Here is a 20,821-nt window from a genome sequence, read left to right as displayed (position 1 = left end):
GACAAAGGGAGGAGGTAATCTGTGGCTGATGTTCTATTAACCCATTCTTATCACCTTCCTTATGATCCCAAGCAGGTAAGAAAGATGCAGCCGTATCCTCCCCTCGGTACGCTATACGCTGCGTCTGCACTGAGAGCTGGGAACATTTCTGTTGCCGTGTTCGACACGATGCTCGGGGACCCCGACCTTGGCTTCTCAACGGCCTTACTGCAACATCGTCCCAAGATTGTGGTGATCTACGAAGACGACTTCAATTTTCTCTCAAAGATGTGCCTAACGCGTATGCGCGAACTGGCTTGGCAACTCGCTCGACTGGCAAAGGAGGCAGGATCCGTTGTCATTGCACATGGCTCTGACATGACCGACCAAGGCGAGTCGTACCTCCGCAACGAGGTTGATTTCATTCTGCTGGGAGAAGCCGAAGAGACACTCGTAACGCTATGTTCCGCCGTTCTTTCTGCACGGCCGTACTCGGACATACCTGGTCTCCTATATCTCGACGCCGCAGGGAAACTTCACAAAAGTTCGAGAGAAGTCCCGAAGAACGCATCCTGGAGTGCTCTGCCAAGACCGGCCCGCGAACTTATTGATCTAGCCCCCTACCGTCAAGCTTGGACCACCGCGCATGGTCGCTTTTCAACCAATATCGTCGCCAGTCGCGGATGTCCTTATAGGTGCAACTGGTGTGCGAAGCCAATCTCAGGAAACAAATTCCAGATCCGCTCCGCCAAATCTGTGGCAGCGGAGATCCGCGAACTAAAGGAAGTATACGGAGTCGAGCACATCTGGTTCGGTGATGACGTTTTCGCCCTGAATCATCAGTGGGTGCAGGATTTCGCAGACGAAATTGAAGCAATGAAGTGCGCTCTCCCCTTCAAAATTCAGTCTCGTGCTGATCTGATGACTCCTAAGACTGTTGCGGGACTCAAGCGAGCAGGATGTACGGAAATCTGGATGGGCGTCGAATCTGGCTCACAGAAGGTGCTCGATGCAATGGATAAGGGGCTACGCGTAACCGATATCATCACCGCGCGGTCTCTCCTCGCCAACGAAGCGCTTCGTGCGTGCTTTTTCCTGCAATTCGGCTATCCAGGAGAGACATGGGAAGACATTCAACAGACCATCGAACTCGTACGCAGCACACGTCCAGATGATATCGGCATCTCTTTCTCTTACCCCCTGCCTGGAACAGGTTTCTTCGAGCGCGTTCAGGAGCAGATTGGAACCAAACGAAATTGGACTGATAGCGACGACCTGTGCGTTATGTTCTTCGCAGCCTATAAGAACGATTTTTACGTAGCACTAAGAAACGCGCTCCATGCGGAGGTCGACTCCTGGAACAGCGCAAACAAGCTCGGGAGTCAGATTGATCCGGTCTCTCTTTGGCAACATGTTTTTGAACTTGAAGTTGTCAGCAGAAATTCTAAGCTCACAGCATTCCTCGCCGACGAAATCACCAGTCGTTCCGACAAAAGAAAGTTTGTTCCTCTGCAGAACATTATTCCGGCTGAGAGGCAGGTTTAGATGGTAGAGCTTCTACTTACTCACGGCTATTTTTTATATGAAGATCCCAAAGAGCTTCATATCTTGAAGCCCTACGCTCCGCTCGGTATCTTGTACCTGTGCTCTCATCTACGGAAACAAGGTTTTAAAGTAGATGTTTTCGACACCACGTTTTCGAGTCGCGAAGCCCTCTTCAAACATCTGCGTACTGAGACGCCCTCGGTCGTTGGCATCTATGCCAATCTTATGACACGTGGTAATGTCGTCGAAATCTTGAAAGTGGCCCGCGAGGCCGGTTGGAAGACCATCGTCGGTGGCCCGGAGCCTGGCGCGTACGCCCTCGAATATCTCCAGGCAGGGGCACACTATGTAGTCTTTGGTGAGGGCGAACTCACCACACAGGATTTGCTCGAAGCCTTTCGAGCTACCGATACAGCCGCATGCACCCGCATCCCTGGGCTCGCCTATCTTGATGCGGCTGGCAATATGCATGAAACGGCGCAGCGCAATCAGATCGCCGATCTCGACAGTCAACCATGGCCAGCCCGCCATGCTATTGATGTCGGTCGCTACGTCAAGACCTGGCGAGACGCGCATGGTAAAGGTTCGGTCAACTTCATCACGGCGCGCGGATGCCCTTACAAGTGTCGCTGGTGTAGTCATCAGGTCTTCGGCCAAACCCACCGCCGTCGCGATCCGCTGCTTGTCGTCGATGAAGTTGAATGGCTACTCCACACCTACTCCCCGGACATGGTCTGGATATCTGACGACGTTTTCACGATCAATCATCAGTGGCTTCGCGTCTACGTTGGCGAGATGCGTCGTCGTCATCTCCGTATCCCGTTCGAATGCATCTCTCGGGCGGATCGTTTGAATCCGGAGATGCTCGATCTCCTCGCTGAGCTTGGATGTTTTCGGATCTGGATCGGCTCTGAAAGCGGGTCGCAACGCATCCTCGATTCCATGGATCGCGGTGTAACAATCGAGCAGGTACAACGGGCCGTCGCTATGAGCCGCGAAAGAGGGATAGAAAGCGGAATGTTCCTTATGTGGGGCTATGAAGGCGAAGAGCTAGAGGACATCGAAGCCACGATCAAGCATGTCAGCATAACGAAGCCCGACATTTTTTTTACAACTGTGTCTTATCCCATCAAGGGAACACCCTACTACAAGAAGATCGCCGACCGTCTAGTCCAACTAAAGCCATGGGGTGTTAGTTCCGACCGTGACATCAAGATCAAGGGGCGCCACTCTCAAAAGTTCTACAAGTATGCGGATAAACTCCTTCAAGACGAGGTCCAACTCGCACGCATAGCCGACACATCGGAGGCTGAATCCGACCGAGCGGCCAGTCTGCGTCGTGACATCATGGCCGCTCGCGCTGGTTTGCTTTCCACTTCTATGGAGGTGGAAGCATGACTAACATGGCTACCGTCCAGCCTCAAGCCATACTTGCCTTCGACCATTTAGCCGAAAGATACGACGATCTATTCACCAAGTCTCTTATTGGCCGCGCTCAACGAGACATCGTGTGGAATGTATTGAGTCAGACGTTCCGACCTGGAGATTATGTTCTCGAGTTGAATTGTGGCACGGGGGAAGATGCGATGTTCCTCGCCCGCAACGGAATCTCAGTGGCCGCCTTTGATGCCTCCGAACAAATGATACGGATCGCAAGTCAACGTCTTCGCCCTGAGGCTCCGAATCCTCTCGTGCGATTCAGTCAACTGCCAATTGAACTGATACATCAGATCCGACCGGAAAGACAATTTGACGGAGCCTTCTCAAATTTCTCCGGCCTTAACTGTGTCGTCGATCTAAACCATACAGCAGAGGACCTGGCAGCTCTTATGCCTCCGGGTGCTCCACTTATTGTCTGCCTTTCCACCCGCTTTTGCATCTCAGAGATGATCTGGTTTTCGCTTCGCGGGAAGCTCAGTAAAGCGTTTCGAAGATGCTCGGGTCGAACAGTAGCCAAGGTCGACGAGTTTGCCGTCAACGTCTACTACCCGACTTTACGCCAGTTGCGAAGATCATTTTCACCTGCATTCATAATGCGTTCCTGTGTGGGTATCGGCATCACAGTTCCACCGTCTTACGTTGAACCATGGATCCGCAAATATCCAAAATCACTAAATATCCTACAGGCGATCGATAAAGTTCTCTCAAGCCGTCCAGGGTTTCGCGTACTTGGCGATCACATGCTCATTCGCTTCGAAAGAGCCCAGGCATGATGGTGACGACTCATCTTAGATCGATCTCTTGCAGTGCTACCGAAGACGGCGAGATTCGCCTTCAATGCCCGCGCTGTCACGGACAGATAGGAGTTCTTCCGCATACGAGTAAAGGTGACATGATGTTGGTATGCTCGGATTGTTGCCTGAAGCTATCGAGGGAGCAAGGCATCTGGAGAGCTTTACTTCCTGAACGGGTCTCTCATTTCTCCCGCTTCATCAAAGACTATGAGTTCATTCGTTCTGCAGAAGGCCGTGGCAGCATAAGTGCGGACTACTATCTTGCGCTTCCCTATCGCGACTTGTCTGGGAACAACAGTCAGCAATGGACCATGCGAGCCAGAACGTTTCATTACATCGAACAGAATATTCTTCATAATTTACGGATCGAGAACCAAAGACCGCTTCAAATTCTCGACCTCGGCGCAGGTAATGGATGGATGAGCTATCGCCTGGCTCTTGCAGGTCATGCGCCTGTCGCGGTAGATCTGCTTACTAATGATCGCGATGGCGTAGGCGCCGCAATTCACTATCGGAAACAGCTTGCTGCACTCTTCCCTCGTCTTCAGGCAGAGCTTGACGTCCTCCCTTTTACGGACGATTCGTTTGACCTTGTTATTTATAACGCATCATTTCACTATTCCGAAGACTACGAGAAGACCATAGCCGAAGCCTTACGTTGTACTCGCACCGGGGGAACGATTCTCATCGCTGATACCCCGTGGTATAGCAACGAAGCGAGCGGTCGACAGATGGTCATTGAACGTCGTAGGACCTTCACTCAACGCTACGGTTTTCCGTCCGACGGCCTCGGAAGTCTTGAATTCCTTACAGACGAACGTCTGCGAAGAATAGAGACCTGCTTTAGTCTTCGCTGGCAAGCACACACCCCCAATTACGGAATGCGCTGGCTTATGCGGCCGCTACTTGCGAACATGCTCGGCAGACGCGAACCGTCTCAATTCCGAATCTATACCGCTAGAGTCAAGAAATGATCATCCTTTTCAATCCACGTGCCACAAAACCACGCAACCGCCGCCTTCCTCTCGCTGTGTTGGCTATTGCCGCAGTTCTTGAGGGACGAGAAGAATATGAGATTATCGACGGCAATGTAGACGACAACCCGACAGCAGCCGTATTGCGGCTAATTGAACAACACGACGTCGAACTTCTCGGCGTCTCTGTGATGCCAGGGCCACAGATGGTTGCCGCGATGGAAACGTCACGGGATGTTCGCCGCGCTTATCCTCACGTGAAGATCGTGTGGGGAGGCTATTTCCCTTCCGTCTATCCAGACGCTGCACTCAATGCAAAGTACGTAGACTACATTGTTAGGGGTCAGGGCGAAGATACACTGCTGGAACTCCTGGATGCACTGCGCGGGAAACGCACACTGGAGTCCATTCTCGGCTTATCCTACAAAGACATCTTTGGCCTACCTAGAAACAACGCCGAGCGGCCCATGAAGGGGCCCGATGAGTTCCCTTGGTCGCCCTTTCACAAATTGCCCGTCAACAAATATCTTCGGCCTTCTTTTTTTGGCAAGCGCACTGCTGTCCATCACGCCAGTATTGGTTGTCCTTTTAACTGCAGCTTTTGTGGAGTTCACGCTGCTTATGGGAACAAAGAACGCATGGAGTCGCCAGAACGCACGGCTGCCATTCTCTCGCATCTCGTAACAGAGTACGGAGCCGATTCCGTTCAGTTTTACGATATGAACTTTTTCCTGAGGGAGGATCACGCCCTGGAGCTTGCGAAGCGAATTGAACACCTCAACCTTCGCTGGTGGTGCGAGGCCCGAGTCGATGTCATGTCACGTTACACCGACGAAACCTTCGCGGCGCTAAAACGGGCAGGATGCACCATGATTTTTTTTGGTGCTGAGTCAGGCTCCGACTGGGCTCTCAAAGAGATGAAAAAAGGCATAACAACAGAGCAGACAATAACGATTGCAGAGCGGATAAAACAGTTTGGTATCATTCCCGAGTTCTCCTTCGTCATCGGAAATCCGGGAGACCCGGAACGAGACACCCGTGAGACCCTTGCCTTCATACGTAAACTGAAGAAGATTAATCCCGACTCTGAGATCATCATCTATCACTACACGCCGGTGCCTCAACCTGACAATATGTACGGTAATATTGACGGCCAGATCGCGTGGCCGTCTACTCCCGCAGAGTGGGCTTCGAAGCGGTGGATGGACTTTACTCTACGCATTGACACGCAAGCTCCGTGGCTTAAACGTAAGACCAAAAACCTCATCGACAACTTCGAGATCGTTGTCGGCTCACGATGGCCGACTGTACAGGATATCCGTGCGCCGAGGTGGAGTCGCTTTCTCTTGAAGAGTCTCAGCTCATGGCGATATGCACTTCGCTTCTATCACTTCCCAATTGAACTTCATTGGGCCAACGAATTCATCAGCCTCCGCAAGCCAAAGCGAGAAAGTTTGTGACTGCGACAGCCTATTCTTCGTCTGATGTATTCGATACCTGGGCGCAGGTCTATGACGAGCAGCCCAATCCGCTGCTCATGCTGGAGCAACGTTTTCTCAGTCAGATACTCCCGGATGTCAGCGGCCTTGATGTGTTGGACGCTGGATGCGGCACGGGCAGATGGCTTCAACTCTTGGCATCTCGTGGACCCGCGAGTCTAACTGGGGTTGACTCCTCTCACAAAATGCTGCACCGTGCTGCAACTAAGCTTGGGGCAGCGTGTTCCTTACGACTCGGAAGCTGTGTCGCTCTACCTATACCAACCGCCGCGATGGACCTCGTGGTGTCATCATTCGTTTTGAGCTACCTGGAAAGCCTGCAGAACTTCGCTCGGGAACTGCACCGAGTTACCCGGCCTGGTGCCACTGTCTTTTTGACGGACATGCATCCAGAGACGGCAGCTTTATGTGACTGGAAAAGATCTTTTACTCACGAGGATTCGACTGAAACCGTCCCTGCCCACAGATACTCACTCCAGGAGATTACTGACATATTTCAGGCGTACGGGTTCGAGTTACTTACGAATATCCAGCCGGATTTTGATTCAGAGGAGAAAAAGGTCTTCGAAGATAACGGAAGACCGGAGTTGTACGAAGCTTGTGCGAAGCTCCCTGCCATTTATATTTTACAGCTGCAAAAAAAAGTGCTCCTGCAGAAAGCTCCAAGCGGGAATTTTGGAACTCTACGTCTTATAGCGGGAAGATGTACTTTCGGGCCTTGCGCAGCAACCGGAGCTCTGATTGAGATCGAACGCGGACAAATATCCTTCGTCTCGCACAAGATGCCACGTCGCACAGGGATGTCATCTAGTTCGAGCGAAACAATCGACCTATCTAACTATTTACTGCTCCCAGGCCTCATCAACGCACATGATCATCTTGAGTTCAGCCTCTTCCCGAACCTGGGAACAGGACCGTATTTGAACTCGATCGAGTGGGCAAGAGAGATCCATCGGACTTACGCTTCAGTCATCGCCTGTCATCGCAAGGTCCCAAAGCCGACTCGGCTAGTGTGGGGAGCCATCCGCAATCTGCTCTGCGGTGTGACCACTGTCTGCCATCACAACCCACTCTCGCGCGAATTAGTCGCAGCCGACTTTCCAGTTCGTGTGTTGTCCAGATTTGGCTGGGCTCATTCCCTTACGATGGATCCCAACCTCTTGCACAACTTCGATCACACACCGCCACATCTACCTTTCCTGCTTCATGCCGCCGAAGGAGTCGACGCAAAGAGTGCCCAAGAGATCTTTGATCTCGATCGACTGGCAGTTCTCGACGAGCGAACAGTTCTTGTGCATGGCCTCGCTCTAAATAAGAAGGCGGTCTCGCTTATCAATCAACGTCGTTCAGCTCTCGTCGTCTGTCCCACTTCAAATCAGTTCCTCTTTTCCTCCGCGCCTTCCGCGACGTTGATCAAGTCTCTCAACGCGGTGGTCCTTGGCAGCGATTCTCCGCTTACCTCGGCCGGCGATCTGCTCGATGAAATAAGTTTTGCGCGTCGCGAGATTGGCCTCGATGACCAGTCTCTCTTTGAAATGGTTACTACAAGATCAGCCAGTGTTTTGCGTCTGCGCAACGGAGAAGGGCGGCTCCGTCCAGGCTCTGTAGGCGACGTCATCGCCGTGCGCGATAAAGGTCTTACTCCGGCACAGACTGTTTCGCAGCTTACCTTCGACCAGATCGAACTTGTCATCCTTGGGGGGCGAATCCAACTTGCGAGCGATGCTCTTTACGCCTGCCTTGCCAAACCACTTCAGGCCGGCCTGTGTCCCCTGCTCATCGAGGGTCACAAGCGGTGGCTCCGGGCACCGATTGATGAACTTTTAAGTAGTGCAAGAAAAACGCTCGGAAACGACATCCGAGTCGGCGGAAAGAGGGTGGAGCGTGTCAGTGCTGCATGAGGTGTCAACTCCGCAATCTATTACTTCGCTCGTATCGGCAATCACAAACATGCCGATCCTGATCCTGAATGTGCACAGCCTGTGCAACTGCCGCTGCGTCATGTGTGACATCTGGAAGCGTGATACCAGGGAGCAGATCCAAGTGGAGAATTTGGAACGCCACCGACTCTCGCTGCAGAATCTTGGAGTTAGACAAGTGGTTCTCACCGGCGGCGAGCCGCTGCTTCATAACGATCTCGCGGCGCTGTGCACATTTTTTCGAGATCAAGGAATTCGCTTAACTCTTCTAACCACAGGTCTACTTTTGTTCAAACGCGCGAACGAGGTTGCCAATCTATTTGATGACATCATCATCTCCCTCGATGGCCCAAGACAAGTTCACGACAACATCCGCAAAGTCGGCGGAGCTTTCGACCTCATCGATAAAGGCATAGCCGCTGTTCGCCAATACAACCCATATCTCCCGATAACCTGCCGAACCACTGTGCAGAAAGCCAACCATAATCATTTACGCGAGACAGTCAATGCAGCTAAGGCTATGGGGCTAAACTCAATCTCCTTTTTAGCAGCCGATCTCACTTCCGAAGCGTTCAATCGCCCACTAGTATGGCCTATTGAGAGACAGAGCCAGATCGGTCTGAGCGCGGACGAGATAACGGTTCTCGAAGTTGAAATCGAACATCTGATCCTCGAATATAGAGTAGACTTCGACCAAAGATTCATAGTCGAGTCGGCCGCAAAGCTGCGAAAAATCTCGCGACGTTTCCGCGAGCACCTAGGACAACTCTCTCCTAAAGCTCCCGTATGTAACGCCCCCTGGGTCTCGGCCGTGCTTGAAATCGATGGTGCCGTCCGCCCCTGCTTCTTTCATAACTCAATAGGAAATATGACTCACTCTGCACTGGAAGACGTAGTTAACGGGAAAGTGGCCAAAGAGTTCCGAGCATCGCTCAACGTAGAAACCAACCCAATCTGTCAGCGATGCGTATGTTCATTGAATTACAGTACAGTCAGTGATAACCCAACCAACTGAAGGCCTTCTATACGTCGAGTGTAACGGGATATTTTAATAGCCCATCCATATGAATCAATTGTGTTGGCTTTATCTACTTCTGGCCAATGCTTCGGTCATCAGAGGTTGCTTTGGGTCCGCCTCTTTCCATAGATTCAAAGATTTCCGATAAGCCTCGACACTTTCCGGTTGATTACGGCTGTTCTTGTAGCCCCGCGCTACTCCTATCCCCGCCATCGGATATAGATCTCCTTCCTGCATCGATGCTTCGCCGCGCCGAGCCAATACTGTCTGAAAAGCGAGGATGGCCTGAGACGTCTGACCTAATGCTGCGTGAGCCATGCCACGCAAATATGCCGCGAACACCGTCTCCTCGTACTGTGCGGCAATATCCAGTCTCGGGATGGCTTTCCCAGGTTCATTGATTCCAATCTCGGCTGCAGCTTTCAACTCAGGTGCGTAGTTTTGGACCACTGCGGTATTTCGCGGAAAATGCTGCTGCAGTATGCCGGCAGTCTTCACCGCATACGGCTGATCTCCACAGAGAGCCGCAGCCATTCCTGCGTTGAAGCTTGCAACTGGTCCCTTCGGCAAGCTTCTCACTTCCTCAACCATCGCGAGTGCAGCGGAGCAACTCTCTGCCAGAGCCTGATCAAGCGCGCCTTGCGCCAACAAAGATGCCTGGGTGCCAGATAGCTCGGCGTCGTCACCAGCTTTTGCAGCCGCCGTCCGCCACAGATCCAAAGCCGCGCCCTTCTTTCCTGTGTTATCCAGGTAAAGGCCGTAATTATTCAAGTCTGCGTACGTCACCTGCGCGCGACTGCCAATCGTTGGTCCGGCGAGCGCATCCTGCAATTCTTTTACCTGCTCTGTCACAAGATCTTCCCTCCCGTCCAGATATGCCGCGGTCAGGACGTTGGTACTACTCGCAACCCCGATGTGACCAGCCTGTGACGCCACTTCAAGGACGCTTCCGTATCGATCCATCCCGACCAGGTCGCGTTCTGCCTCGACATAAGGCTCCGCATCGAACGGATTCTCCTCATATCCCTGCTGCGCAGCCTGCAAAGCCTCCGGGAATAGCCTCTGCATTCGCAACACCAGCGCCAGCCCTCTTCTCCCGTCAACGCTGAGCGGATATCGCAACACATACTCGCGGATCGTTCTGGTAGCCTGAACCAAATCCCCACTCCCATTCATTTCAAAGCAGAACTTCGCCAGCAACTTGACCGCCTCGCTGGCGTGAACTGCGGCATCGCGTGCAAACCCGGCGGCCTTCGCGGATGCCACTTCAGCCTTTTCCTCACGATAAAGCCACGCAAGCCGCATCTGCACCTGAACAAACTTCGGATCGAAATTTACCGCTTCTTGATACGCCTCTAACGCCTCGGGGATTCGGCCATTCCGCTCTGCTGTCGCCCCTACAAAATAAGCATGCAACGCATCCAGATTTCCTGACGCCTCATCGGCAAACGGAATTGTTCTTCGCATGTCGGCTTTACTGTCTTCACTCACTTCTCTCCGCACGGCCAACGCTAGTCGGCCGATCGCCGCGGGAATCTCTTCCCTGCTCCCAGCAATCTCATCGAGGCTGGCCACTTTGTCGTTCGAATCAGCCCTCAACACGTCGACGCTGATCGTATAGGGAGCCTCCGATCCACTGATCTCACCATACAAATAAGCCCTGGCGCCAATCTTCTGCGCGACACTCTGCACAGGGACTGTCATCATCGCTACAGCGCTCTCCGGATTGATCTGCATTAGGCCCGCGCGATACGCTTGACCACCCAGAACATTCAAAGTCTTCGATTGATGCAGCGCGATCTCAAGCCCCTCCATCACCGTTCCGTCGAGTGTCTTGTCTCCAGTCTTGTTCTGAACAAGAGTTAGCAGCAAACGATCAGTGGGCTTTAGCACCATCGGTCGAAAGAGGCTTCTGCCAATCAATAGAGAGATTGCCATCGCGACGCCGAGCGTTAGGGTCACTGCGGCCGCCATTCGCACCCAGGCTTTTTTTCTCTGCTCCACCATCAACTCTGCTAAAGAATCGTCTTCAGATACCAGCCATTCCGGTACATCCCGCTCAGCCATGTCATCGCGATCTTCTTCAAAACGCGTCAACCCCCGTCGAGATCTTATCGATTCTGGTTGAGAAGGTAATATCTTCACTCCCGTCAACGGGCTATGACCAACCTGTTGGACAGTTGCATCTTGAGCGTTACTTTGCACCACATCATATACAGAGCGCCGAAACCGCTGAGAGCCCTCGCTCTCAAATGCCAAGGCGCCCGCTTGTACAAGATGCGAGCGCTTTGGAGCGCGACCAAAATCGCCCCCCGGACCGACCGCGGGGCGGGTCAGCTTTTTGCTATCAAGTGACCCTCTGGCCTGGAGCCTTGGCACCCTCCCACCCGGCGTATTCCCCTGGCTTGAATCAGATTTGCGTTTCGGTCCCTTATGCAGAGCGACTGGATCATAAGCACGAACGAGAGGAACTGCTGACAATGATCCCTTGTGTAGCCATCCTCCTCGACCCAGCTTTCCCCCGACCTTAGTTAAGGCCTCCTGCAACTCCTGCGTGCTCTGGAATCGCTCAGTCCGATTCTTCGCCATCAGTTTGAGGATGATCCGCTCCAAGTCACGCGGAATCGATTCGTTCCAGTTACGGACAGAGTCCGGCGTATGACTGAGAAGCTGCACAAACATCAGCGCACTCGTCGTTCCTTCGAACGGCACACGTCGCGTCGCCATCTCATACAGCACAACCCCCAGCGAGAACAGATCCGATCGTGTGTCCAGTGACTCGCCCCGCGCCTGCTCCGGCGACATATACGCCACCGTCCCAACGGTCGCCCCCGATAGCGTCATATCAAGCGTTCGCGACTCCCACCCTCCGCGCACTTCGAGTCCGATCTTCGCCAGGCCAAAGTCCAGCACCTTCGCCTGGCTCTTTCCACTCGGCATCTTCACCAGGAAGATATTTGCCGGCTTGATATCTCGATGCACAATCCCTTTGGTATGCGCGGCTGCCAACGCGTCAGATATCTCGAGCGCATAGCGAACAATCTCGTCCGGAGAGAGCGCGCCGTGTTCGATTCGGGACCTTACGGTTTCGCCCTCCAGCAGTTCCATCACTAGATAAGGCGTGCCATTCTGTTCGCCGATGTCGAACACCATGCAGATATTTGGGTGATTCAGTGCAGAAGCAGCCCGCGCCTCTTGCAGGAAACGCTCTCGCATCCCGGGCATCTTGTAGCTCTCATGCAGCAGCTTCACCGCAACCTCGCGATGCAGCCGCTCATCCCAGGCTCGAAAGACGAGGCCCATACCTCCGCCGCCCAGTCTACCCAGGATCTCGTACGGACCGAACCTCTGGCCAGCCTCTGGAATCATGCCTCGGTTGCCTTCTATTCTCCCAGCGTCGATCGGAACCAATATCTTCGCTTTGCGATCATCCTCGTAACCGGAGTCGCGAGCGTAAGGCCTTGTGCGAGTTGATCATAATGTCCATCACCACTTGATCGCAGAACCACCTCGAAAGGGTTCCATACTCGATAAACAAATCTGCTGACGACGGGACAAGCCTCGTGCAACCTCTCCAACCCGGCGCTAGACCAGGACTCGTGATCGCTTCCAACTCTCGCATAGCCAGTTCGAGGAATACATCCCCCAAGCGTGGCATGTCGTTCATGACCCATCTTCCACACATCCAGCGCTGTCGGGAGCACTTTATAATCAGTGTGTGAACCCTCCTACCCGAATCGTCCGCCATCCTGTTAACCAGACCCTGCTGATTGATGCCGACGACACTCTCTGGGAGAACAACATCTACTTTGAGCGTGCCATCACCAGCTTCATCTCCTACCTTGATCACCGAATTCACACCGCGGAAGAGGTCCGCGGCCACCTCAACCGAGTCGAACACGACACTATCCGCGCCCACGGTTACGGGCTTCACAGCTTCCGCAGGTCGCTGGTCGCCTGCTTCGAACAGCTCAGCGACGTCCCCATGACAGACGAAAAGCACCGTCGCATTGAAAGCTTCGCCCAGTCCATCGCCGAGCAGGAGATCGAGCTTCTCCCCAACGTTGGCCCCACGCTCAGCGAACTCGCCACGCGTCACCGCCTCATTCTCGTCACCAAGGGAGACCAGGACGAGCAAACCGACAAGCTGCATCGCTCCGGCCTCGCTCCTCATTTCGCTGCTGTCGAGGTACTGCCTGAAAAACACCACCAGGCCTACCTCTCGCTTGCCTCTCACCACGGTTGCGAGGCATGCAATACCTGGATGGTCGGCAACAGTCCCCGTTCGGACGTCAACCCAGCGCTCTCAGCCGGATTAAACGCCATCTTCATTCCGCACGATTTCACCTGGGTCCTCGAGCATGAGGTCGTGAACCAGCCTCCTGCAGGGCAGCAGTTACTCGAACTTGCGAGCTTCGCCGACCTCACCCGTCATTTCTAGATCAGCCCGTATCTCAGGAATACGAGGCATCGCGACACTATTACTCATCTAATACCCTTACCTTCTCTAGCAGGGCATGGGATTCGATGCGCTCTCACGTCCTATTGTCTGTGAACAGTCTGTTGGACTGTAATTTGCGCCTTCCTCATCCGTCAGCAGTAGTGTTCGGAGCAAAACGCCCGATCAAAGGAGAATCACATGACAACTTGCCTTATATGCCCGTGCTGCCCGGAGTGCGAATGCACACCCCCCTGCCCCTGCGATTCCAGCTGCACATGTCCCGCATCCAAATGACTAAGACGTGGTGCGGTACAAAGCTCCGCACCACGTCCCTTTAACAGTCCCCATGCAAATTCAAGCTATCGCACAACTCGTCCTCAACCGGCAACAATTCCTGCAGTTCGTGCAGAGGCGCGTCGCCTCTGCAGCAGCCGCTGAAGACATCGTTCAGAACGCCTATATCCGAGCTATCGAAAATGTCTCGATGTTACGGCAACAGGAGTCTGCCGCCGCATGGTTTTACCGTGTCCTCCGTAACGCCATAATTGACTACTATCGCCACCGTTCCGCCGAAGACCGCGCCTTGGAACGCTTGGCTCGTGACTCCACAGATATGCAGCCCTCCAAAGTCAGAGGAGATCGAGTGTGAGTGCATCAATCAGGTACTCCCCGTTCTGAAGCCCTCCTACAGCGAGATTCTCAGCGAAGTTGACCTGGCCGGAGCCAGTTTGGAGGCTTTCGCAGAGAAGATTGGTATTACGGCCGGCAACGCCGCTGTCCGCATACACCGCGCCCGTCAGGCACTGAAGAAGCAATTGATCCTGGTCTGCAAACTCTGCGCTCGCTACGGCTGCGTCAACTGCACCTGCGCCTGACCTATCCTCATCTGCCTAACAATTTGCCCAACATTCACACGCGATAAACACCCCGCAAAACTTCCCTGTAACATCTAAGAGGATTAACACAAGAAGTGAGAGGTGTATGAGCGAAGGTCGTTGGGTTTTATTGATTGCGAGTGAAGTTGGTGGCACGGATTCGGTATCAGACCGCGCTATGGAGCGGCTCGTCGAAGCGATTCGTCTCGAAGGCTATGAGGTCGTCCGCACCTCTACCCCGGAAGACGGTCTGTCTCTGGTCACATCCGACCCGTCGTACAGCACCATCCTTCTGGACTGGGACCTCGAAGGCGAGAACCAGTTCGCCGAAGGAGCGGCGCTTGCGATCCTCCGTGCCGTACGCCGTCGCAACAAGAAAATTCCGATCTTCCTCATCGCCGACCGTACTCTCGTCAGCGAACTCCCCCTCGAAGTGGTCAAGCAGGTCCACGAGTACATCCACCTCTTCGGCGACACCCCCGCCTTCATCGCCAACCGTGTCGACTTCGCCGTCGAGCGTTACCACGAGCAACTCCTCCCTCCCTACTTCCGCGAACTCAAGAAGTACAACGATCAGGGCGCCTACTCCTGGGATGCTCCCGGCCACATGGGCGGCGTCGCTTTTCTCAAGCATCCCGTAGGCATGGAGTTTCACAAGTTCTTCGGCGAAAACATCATGCGTTCCGACCTCGGCATCTCTACCTCGCCGCTCGGTTCCTGGCTCGATCACCTCGGACCTCCTGGCGAATCCGAGCGCAACGCCGCCCGCATCTTCGGAGCCGACTGGACCTTCTACGTCCTCGGCGGCTCCAGCACCTCCAACCAGATCGTCGGCCACGGCGTCATCGCGCAGGACGACATCGTCCTCGCCGACGCGAACTGCCACAAGTCCATCTGCCACTCCCTCACCGTCACCGGCGCCCGCCCGGTCTATATGAAGCCCACGCGCAACGGCTACGGCATGATCGGCCTCGTCCCTCTCAAGCGCTTCAGCCCCGAGTTCATCCGTGGCATCATCGACAAGAGTCCGCTCACGACCGGCGTCGCCAATCAGAACCCCACCTACGCAGTCGTCACCAACTCCACCTACGACGGTCTCTGCTACGACGTCAACCGCGTCGTCACGGAGCTCTCGAAGTCCGTCCCACGCATTCACTTCGATGAGGCCTGGTACGCCTACGCCAAGTTCCACGAGATCTACCAGGGTCGCTTCGCCATGGGCGTTCCCGACGACATGCCCGATCGCCCCACCATCTTCGCCGTGCAATCCACACACAAGATGCTCGCAGCCTTCTCGATGGGCTCCATGATCCACGTCAAGCTAAGCCCTCGCGCCAACCTCGACTTCGATCAGTTCAACGAGTCCTTTATGATGCATGGCACCACCTCGCCCTTCTACCCGCTCATCGCCTCGCTCGACGTGGCCGCCGCAATGATGGACGAGCCAGCTGGTCCCACCCTAATGAGCGAGACCCTGCAAGATGCGATCAGCTTCCGCAAGGCCATGTCCTCGATCGGTCACCGTCTCCGCGAAGCCGAACAAGGCTGGTTCTTCCGCCTCTATCAACCCGAGTACGTCTTCGATCCCCTCGACAAAAAGACGTACCTCCTAGAAGAAGCCGCAGACGGCCTCCTTACCAATCGCTCCAGCGCCTGGACCCTAAAGCCCGGCGAAGAGTGGCACGGCTTCCAGGATGAAGACATCTCCGACGACTACTGCATGCTCGACCCCACCAAGGTCACCATCCTTGCCCCCGGCGTCAACGCTCAGGGAAAAGTCAGCGACTGGGGCATACCCGCAGCCATCGTCACCGAGTTCCTCGACGGACGCCGCGTCGAGATTGCTCGCACCGGCGACTACACCGTCCTGGTTCTCTTCTCCGTCGGCACCTCTAAAGGTAAGTGGGGTGCCCTCCTCGAAAACCTCTTCGAGTTCAAACGCCTTTACGACTCCGAAGCTCCCCTCGAAGAGGCCCTCCCTGAACTCGTCTCCCGCTATCCTCATCGCTATCGCAACGTCACCCTCAAAGAGCTCTCCGACGAGATGCACGCCGCAATGGTTCAGCTCAACCTCTCCGGCCTCGTCAATGATGCCTGCGATGAAGACTTCGACCCCATCCTCACTCCCGCTCAGACTTACCAGAAGCTCCTCCGCCACGAAACGGAGAAGATCCGCTTCTCGGAGATGGCCGGCCGAATCGCCGCCGTCATGCTCGTTCCCTACCCTCCAGGCATCCCCATGTCGATGCCCGGCGAACGTCTCGGCAGCGCCGAAAGCCCTGTCATCAAGCTCATCCTCGCCATGGAAGAGTTCGGCAAGCGCTTCCCAGGCTTCGAACGCGAGGTCCACGGCATCGAGGCCGACGCCGAAGGAAATTATTGGATGCGCGCCGTTGTCGAAACTCCCGGGAAGAAGAAGAACGGCAATGGCCACGGGAAGCAACGCCCACCAAACGCAGCGCCACCAGTCCAGAAGAAAAAGCGCACTCCAGCGACCGCACCCGTCGTCCCTGGAAACGGCCTTTCCTCCGAAAGGTGATTCACAAAGCTCTTCTAAGTCAACTCGAATGGCCTTTTTCTATTGACAGAATAGGCCGTTCCCTTTAACTTGCCACCATAGTCGTTCGCGATTGATCTCTGTCTCCTGTCCCCGTATCTCTCACTCTCCTCTGCATCACGGCCTGGTATTTCGATAGTTTCACCGGTTGAATCTGGCCACTCCTTGCGAACAGAGAAACGCCAAAGCGGCAACCGGCACTAAATCAGAAAAAACCAAGAAAGGTTCAATGATGAAAAAAGAACTTCTACTCGCTCTGGTGTGCATTGGGGCTACCTTACCGGCTGTTGCGCAAAACAAGATTGATGATCGCCTTGGAACTTCAGCCGAGGTATTAAGACAGTTTCTCGCCAGACCCGACGGCATACCGAAACACCTCTTCAATAAATCCGCATGCGTGCTCGTCTTCCCGTCCGTCAAGAAGGTTGGAATCGGCCTCGGCGTGACCTATGGACGAGGCGTGATCGCCTGCCGCTCCGGCGCCGACTTTAGCGGCCCGTGGTCGGCTCCCGCTATGTACAAGTTGGACGTCGGCAGCCTCGGCGTGCAGCTCGGCAGCTCTTCCACAGACTATGTGCTGGTGGTCGAAACCAACGTAGGCGCCTCGAAGATCCTCTCCGGCAAACTGAAGCTGGGTGCGGACGCGACTGCCGTTGCTGGTCCTACCGGAGCGAAGGCCGTGGGAGCAAACGATCCAAACGTCGATGTCCTGACCTACTCGAGAGCCAAGGGTGGATTGTTTGCCGGCGCCTCTCTGGCCAGCGCATCCATGGATACCGACGATGATGCCAATAAGGCCGTGTATGGCAAGGACGTCACCGCCTCTCAGATCGTCCGAGATGGTGCCGTTACCATAACCCCTTCAGGAAAAGCCCTGGACGGCGTCCTCAACAAGGCATCACCGAAGCGCGATATGTAATCGGCACGGAAACCAACCAGCAAACTGCCTCTTCTTAACAAACTGCCTCTTCTCAATCGGAAGAGGCAGTTTTGTTGAGACCCGTCCGACTTCGCTCCGACGGTATGACTCTCGGCGCGCTTCAAATCCACACTCCCAATCCCCGCCCCCGAATGCTATACTTACCTTCGGATTGCTTACCGCACCTCGCGCTCACCAGCGTCGAGATAAGGCGCGGAGGTGGCGAAATTGGCAGACGCACTAGCTTGAGGTGCTAGCGCCGCAAGGCATAGGGGTTCAAGTCCCCTCCTCCGCACCAATCCAAAGAATCAATCAGATACGAGAGGGCCAGCCCTAACCGGCTGGCCTTATTTCTTGTCACTGTCACGGTTGCAAAAAAAAGACAATCACCTAGGGCGCTAGTCATGCTGACTAAAGATGAGTCTGCGATCCTGATTTTCCCGCCGTAACAGATAGCCTCTCACCTTAGGAGATTACCGGTCTCCTCGGATGCCTCCGCCTCGGTACGTTATAAACCTCTCCCCACTTCGCCAGGGGATCCAGGAGTTCATACGTTGCCAATTTAGAGGACTCGGCCAAATCATATCCGACGTGCCGAACTTGGCGGCTCATATCCGTCCTAACAACCAGCCCAGCCGATTCGAGGTTTCTGAGGCTTTCCGTCAAAACCTCTTTAGAGGCCGACGGAATCAGCCATCCGAGTTGACCGAGACGAACAGGCCCTTCCCTCATTACGCAGAGGATTTGTATCCTCCACTTTTCGTGAATGCCAATCTCATCGAAGGCGTAAAGAAGCGTCGTAAGGAGAGGATGATCCTTTCGGTCTGCAATTAGCGAAAATCTCCAAGAAATTGTCCTTCGGTTGGCCCCAACGCTCATCTTTCCGATTTCAATAGTGGACTTATCAGTCTCTGTGTGAGCGCTAGGCGCTGGCCCGCTCCCAACTGGGTTATGTTTGAATCCATGGTGGAGCTCGATACCCGGCGGCTTTCGGGACGCGCAGGCCATTCGCTGCGCTGGGTGCTGGATCCGATGTGTGGCCCGCGAGACATGCTTGTAGCCCGGTGGCTGTTTATCCGCGCGATCGCCGGCATCTATTTCTCAGCGTTTTTCGCACTACTTTTTCAAGTGAAAGGGTTGGTTGGGCCGAACGGTATTCTTCCTGCCGGATCTTATCTGAAACAGATCGCTGAGATGACCGGGGCGCGCAGATTCTGGTTTGCGCCTACCCTGCTTTGGCTGGCTCCAGAGTCACATCTGCTGATCGCTCTGATGTGGCTTGGTCTTGTAGCGTCTGTTCTTGCGCTCCTCAACCTCTGGCCGCGACTGAACCTGTTTGTCTGTTTTTGGTGTTTCTTGAGTTTTGTGGTCGCTGCGCAGGATTTCTCGGCTTATCAGTCCGATGGCATGCTGCTGGAAGCGGGTTTTCTCTCGCTCTTTTTTGCTCCTCCTGGTCTGTTCCCCGGTTGGGGAGCCGAACGACCTACCTCACGGCTGAGCTTGTGGCTGCTGCAATGGGAATGGTTCCGCATCTACTTCGAGTCAGGCCTGGCGAAGTGGCTCTCCGGTGACCCGGGGTGGCACAACGGCACAGCCATGTACGAGTACTATCAGAACAGCCCGCTACCCTCCTGGGTAGGATGGTACCTGGGACACGCGCCGCGCTGGTTTCAGATTGCCACCACAGACGGCACTCTGGTGATGGAGTTTGTAGTGGTATTTCTGCTGTTTGCGGGGCGACGCGCACGGCTGATCTGCTTCTTCATTGTGACGCCCTGGCAGGTTGGCGTTATTCTCACCGGCAACTATGCCTTCTTAAATTACATCGTGCTTTCACTTGGATTTCTTCTGCTGTCTGACTTCGAACTGCTGCGCCTGGTGGCTCGCCGTTGGCATCCGCAGAGCCTGGATGAGGCAAAGGAGGAACAGGGTTTTGTGCCATTGCCAGCGCGACTCTCAGCCCTGCGCTATCTCAAGCTCGTTATTGCGACCCCTTGCCTGCTGCTGGTCGGCTATGTCACGACAGTCGAACTTATTGTTATGGTTGCTCCGCGCAATCCGCTCCCACAAAGCCCCGTAGCGATTCTGGAGCCGTTTCGCATTGCAAACCAATATGGACTGTTCGCCGTGATGACGCACGGCCGGTACGAGATCGAGTTTCAGGGTTCGGAGAATGGTGTTCACTGGAAGCCGTATGCCTTCCAATACAAGCCACAGGCTTTGGCTGAGCGCCCGCGCATCTACGCGCCGTACCAGCCACGCTTTGACTGGAACCTTTGGTTCGCATCATTGGGAAATTGGAAGCAGAACTCTTTTGTTCCTCTAACACAGGAACGCTTGCTCGAGGGGGACAGCGATGTGCTGGGACTGTTTGCCGGCAATCCGTTTCCACAGGGTGCACCGCGCTTTGTGCGCACTGTCCTGTGGCAGTATTGGTTTACGTCAATAGAACAGAAGCGTAGCACGGGCGAGTGGTGGCGGCGCACTCTGCTCGGCCAGTACTCACCCACGCTTACCCTTGCACCGGATGGCCGGCTGGAGATCGTGGAAGAGGCTGATAGTCTGCCGCCGCACAATTGATCGCGCTACAGCATAGGCGAAGAAAAAACTTGTTATCCGATGCTCCGTTTCGTTCTCACGAACTGTCGGACGGCGACCCTTGTCCAATTGTGCATTATGATTCCATACACACTGGCTTTGTGTCTGCAAGGAAAACGACGAACGCTCCTTTGTGATTAGTACGGTCCTATGTGCTGCCGAGTAAATACTGTGCCACCCTTCCATCCGCACTCGATGTGAGCGTTTGATCGCTCGGTGCAAGTTGGGTGTTCTCGATTCAGCCGGTGCTGCCACCTGTTCAC

15 protein-coding genes and 1 tRNA gene are annotated in these 20,821 nt (G+C 54.6%); 14 read left to right on the top strand and 2 right to left on the bottom strand.

Annotated features, from left to right (window positions below):
- Nucleotides 1-21 precede the first annotated feature (21 nt).
- The 7 genes from RBB81_RS15820 to RBB81_RS15790 are packed head-to-tail and all read left to right on the top strand — an operon-like array spanning nt 22 to nt 9,165.
- Nucleotides 22-1,524 (top strand): B12-binding domain-containing radical SAM protein, encoded by a 1,503-nt coding sequence (locus RBB81_RS15820; RefSeq protein ID WP_353071317.1) that lies wholly within the window; start codon nt 22-24, stop codon nt 1,522-1,524.
- Nucleotides 1,525-2,922, top strand: coding sequence for a B12-binding domain-containing radical SAM protein (locus RBB81_RS15815; RefSeq protein WP_353071316.1), 1,398 nt, complete (start codon nt 1,525-1,527; stop codon nt 2,920-2,922).
- Nucleotides 2,919-3,737: a class I SAM-dependent methyltransferase gene (locus tag RBB81_RS15810; RefSeq protein ID WP_183788239.1), complete on the top strand. Its 819-nt coding sequence runs from the start codon at nt 2,919-2,921 to the stop codon at nt 3,735-3,737. Before RBB81_RS15815 ends, RBB81_RS15810 begins: the two co-directional genes overlap by 4 nt.
- On the top strand, nt 3,734-4,732 hold the full coding sequence (locus RBB81_RS15805) for a class I SAM-dependent methyltransferase (RefSeq protein WP_179583068.1): 999 nt from the start codon (nt 3,734-3,736) through the stop codon (nt 4,730-4,732). The genes RBB81_RS15810 and RBB81_RS15805 overlap by 4 nt, the downstream gene beginning before the upstream one ends.
- Nucleotides 4,729-6,192 (top strand): B12-binding domain-containing radical SAM protein, encoded by a 1,464-nt coding sequence (locus RBB81_RS15800; protein WP_183788243.1) that lies wholly within the window; start codon nt 4,729-4,731, stop codon nt 6,190-6,192. Before RBB81_RS15805 ends, RBB81_RS15800 begins: the two co-directional genes overlap by 4 nt.
- The gene (locus RBB81_RS15795; RefSeq protein ID WP_353071315.1) at nt 6,189-8,132 is read left to right on the top strand and encodes a methyltransferase domain-containing protein; all 1,944 of its coding nucleotides are present in this window, start codon (nt 6,189-6,191) and stop codon (nt 8,130-8,132) included. Before RBB81_RS15800 ends, RBB81_RS15795 begins: the two co-directional genes overlap by 4 nt.
- Nucleotides 8,116-9,165, top strand: a complete 1,050-nt coding sequence (locus RBB81_RS15790; RefSeq protein WP_353071314.1) for a radical SAM protein — start codon at nt 8,116-8,118, stop codon at nt 9,163-9,165. The genes RBB81_RS15795 and RBB81_RS15790 overlap by 17 nt, the downstream gene beginning before the upstream one ends.
- Nucleotides 9,166-9,234: 69 nt before the next feature.
- Here the strand turns inward: RBB81_RS15790 and RBB81_RS15785 are convergent, their stop codons facing one another.
- On the bottom strand, nt 9,235-12,537 hold the full coding sequence (locus tag RBB81_RS15785; RefSeq protein WP_353071313.1) for a serine/threonine-protein kinase: 3,303 nt from the start codon (nt 12,535-12,537) through the stop codon (nt 9,235-9,237).
- Nucleotides 12,538-12,886: 349 nt separating this feature from the next.
- Here RBB81_RS15785 and RBB81_RS15780 point away from each other — a divergent pair, with 349 nt between their 5' ends.
- The 6 genes from RBB81_RS15780 (at nt 12,887) to RBB81_RS15755 (ending at nt 18,258) form a co-directional block, all read left to right on the top strand.
- Nucleotides 12,887-13,609 (top strand): HAD family hydrolase, encoded by a 723-nt coding sequence (locus RBB81_RS15780; protein WP_348641535.1) that lies wholly within the window; start codon nt 12,887-12,889, stop codon nt 13,607-13,609.
- 346 nt (nt 13,610-13,955) lie between these two features.
- Nucleotides 13,956-14,258: a sigma-70 family RNA polymerase sigma factor gene (locus tag RBB81_RS15775; protein WP_353071312.1), complete on the top strand. Its 303-nt coding sequence runs from the start codon at nt 13,956-13,958 to the stop codon at nt 14,256-14,258.
- A complete protein-coding gene (locus RBB81_RS15770; protein ID WP_353071311.1) occupies nt 14,209-14,484 on the top strand; it encodes an RNA polymerase sigma factor in 276 nt (91 codons plus the stop codon). The genes RBB81_RS15775 and RBB81_RS15770 overlap by 50 nt, the downstream gene beginning before the upstream one ends.
- A 106-nt stretch (nt 14,485-14,590) precedes the next feature.
- Nucleotides 14,591-17,023, top strand: a complete 2,433-nt coding sequence (locus tag RBB81_RS15765) for an Orn/Lys/Arg decarboxylase N-terminal domain-containing protein (protein ID WP_353071310.1) — start codon at nt 14,591-14,593, stop codon at nt 17,021-17,023.
- Nucleotides 17,024-17,270: 247 nt separating this feature from the next.
- Entirely contained in the window at nt 17,271-17,960 is a 690-nt protein-coding gene (locus RBB81_RS15760) for a lipid-binding SYLF domain-containing protein (protein ID WP_179583061.1), read from the top strand.
- A gap of 213 nt (nt 17,961-18,173) precedes the next feature.
- Nucleotides 18,174-18,258 (top strand) — tRNA-Leu (locus tag RBB81_RS15755).
- A 167-nt stretch (nt 18,259-18,425) separates the two neighbouring features.
- On the opposite strand, the gene RBB81_RS23505 is transcribed toward RBB81_RS15755, so the two are convergent.
- Nucleotides 18,426-18,692 (bottom strand): winged helix-turn-helix transcriptional regulator, encoded by a 267-nt coding sequence (locus RBB81_RS23505; protein WP_423248088.1) that lies wholly within the window; start codon nt 18,690-18,692, stop codon nt 18,426-18,428.
- A 231-nt stretch (nt 18,693-18,923) separates the two neighbouring features.
- On the opposite strand from RBB81_RS23505, the gene RBB81_RS15745 reads away from it, so the two are divergent.
- Nucleotides 18,924-20,540, top strand: coding sequence for a lipase maturation factor family protein (locus RBB81_RS15745; protein ID WP_353071308.1), 1,617 nt, complete (start codon nt 18,924-18,926; stop codon nt 20,538-20,540).
- Nucleotides 20,541-20,821 lie beyond the last annotated feature (281 nt).

The organism is Tunturibacter gelidoferens, from assembly GCF_040358255.1.
GTDB classification, from domain to species: Bacteria; Acidobacteriota; Terriglobia; order Terriglobales; family Acidobacteriaceae; genus Edaphobacter; species Edaphobacter gelidiferens.
This window is presented reverse-complemented; position numbering and strand designations above follow the sequence as displayed.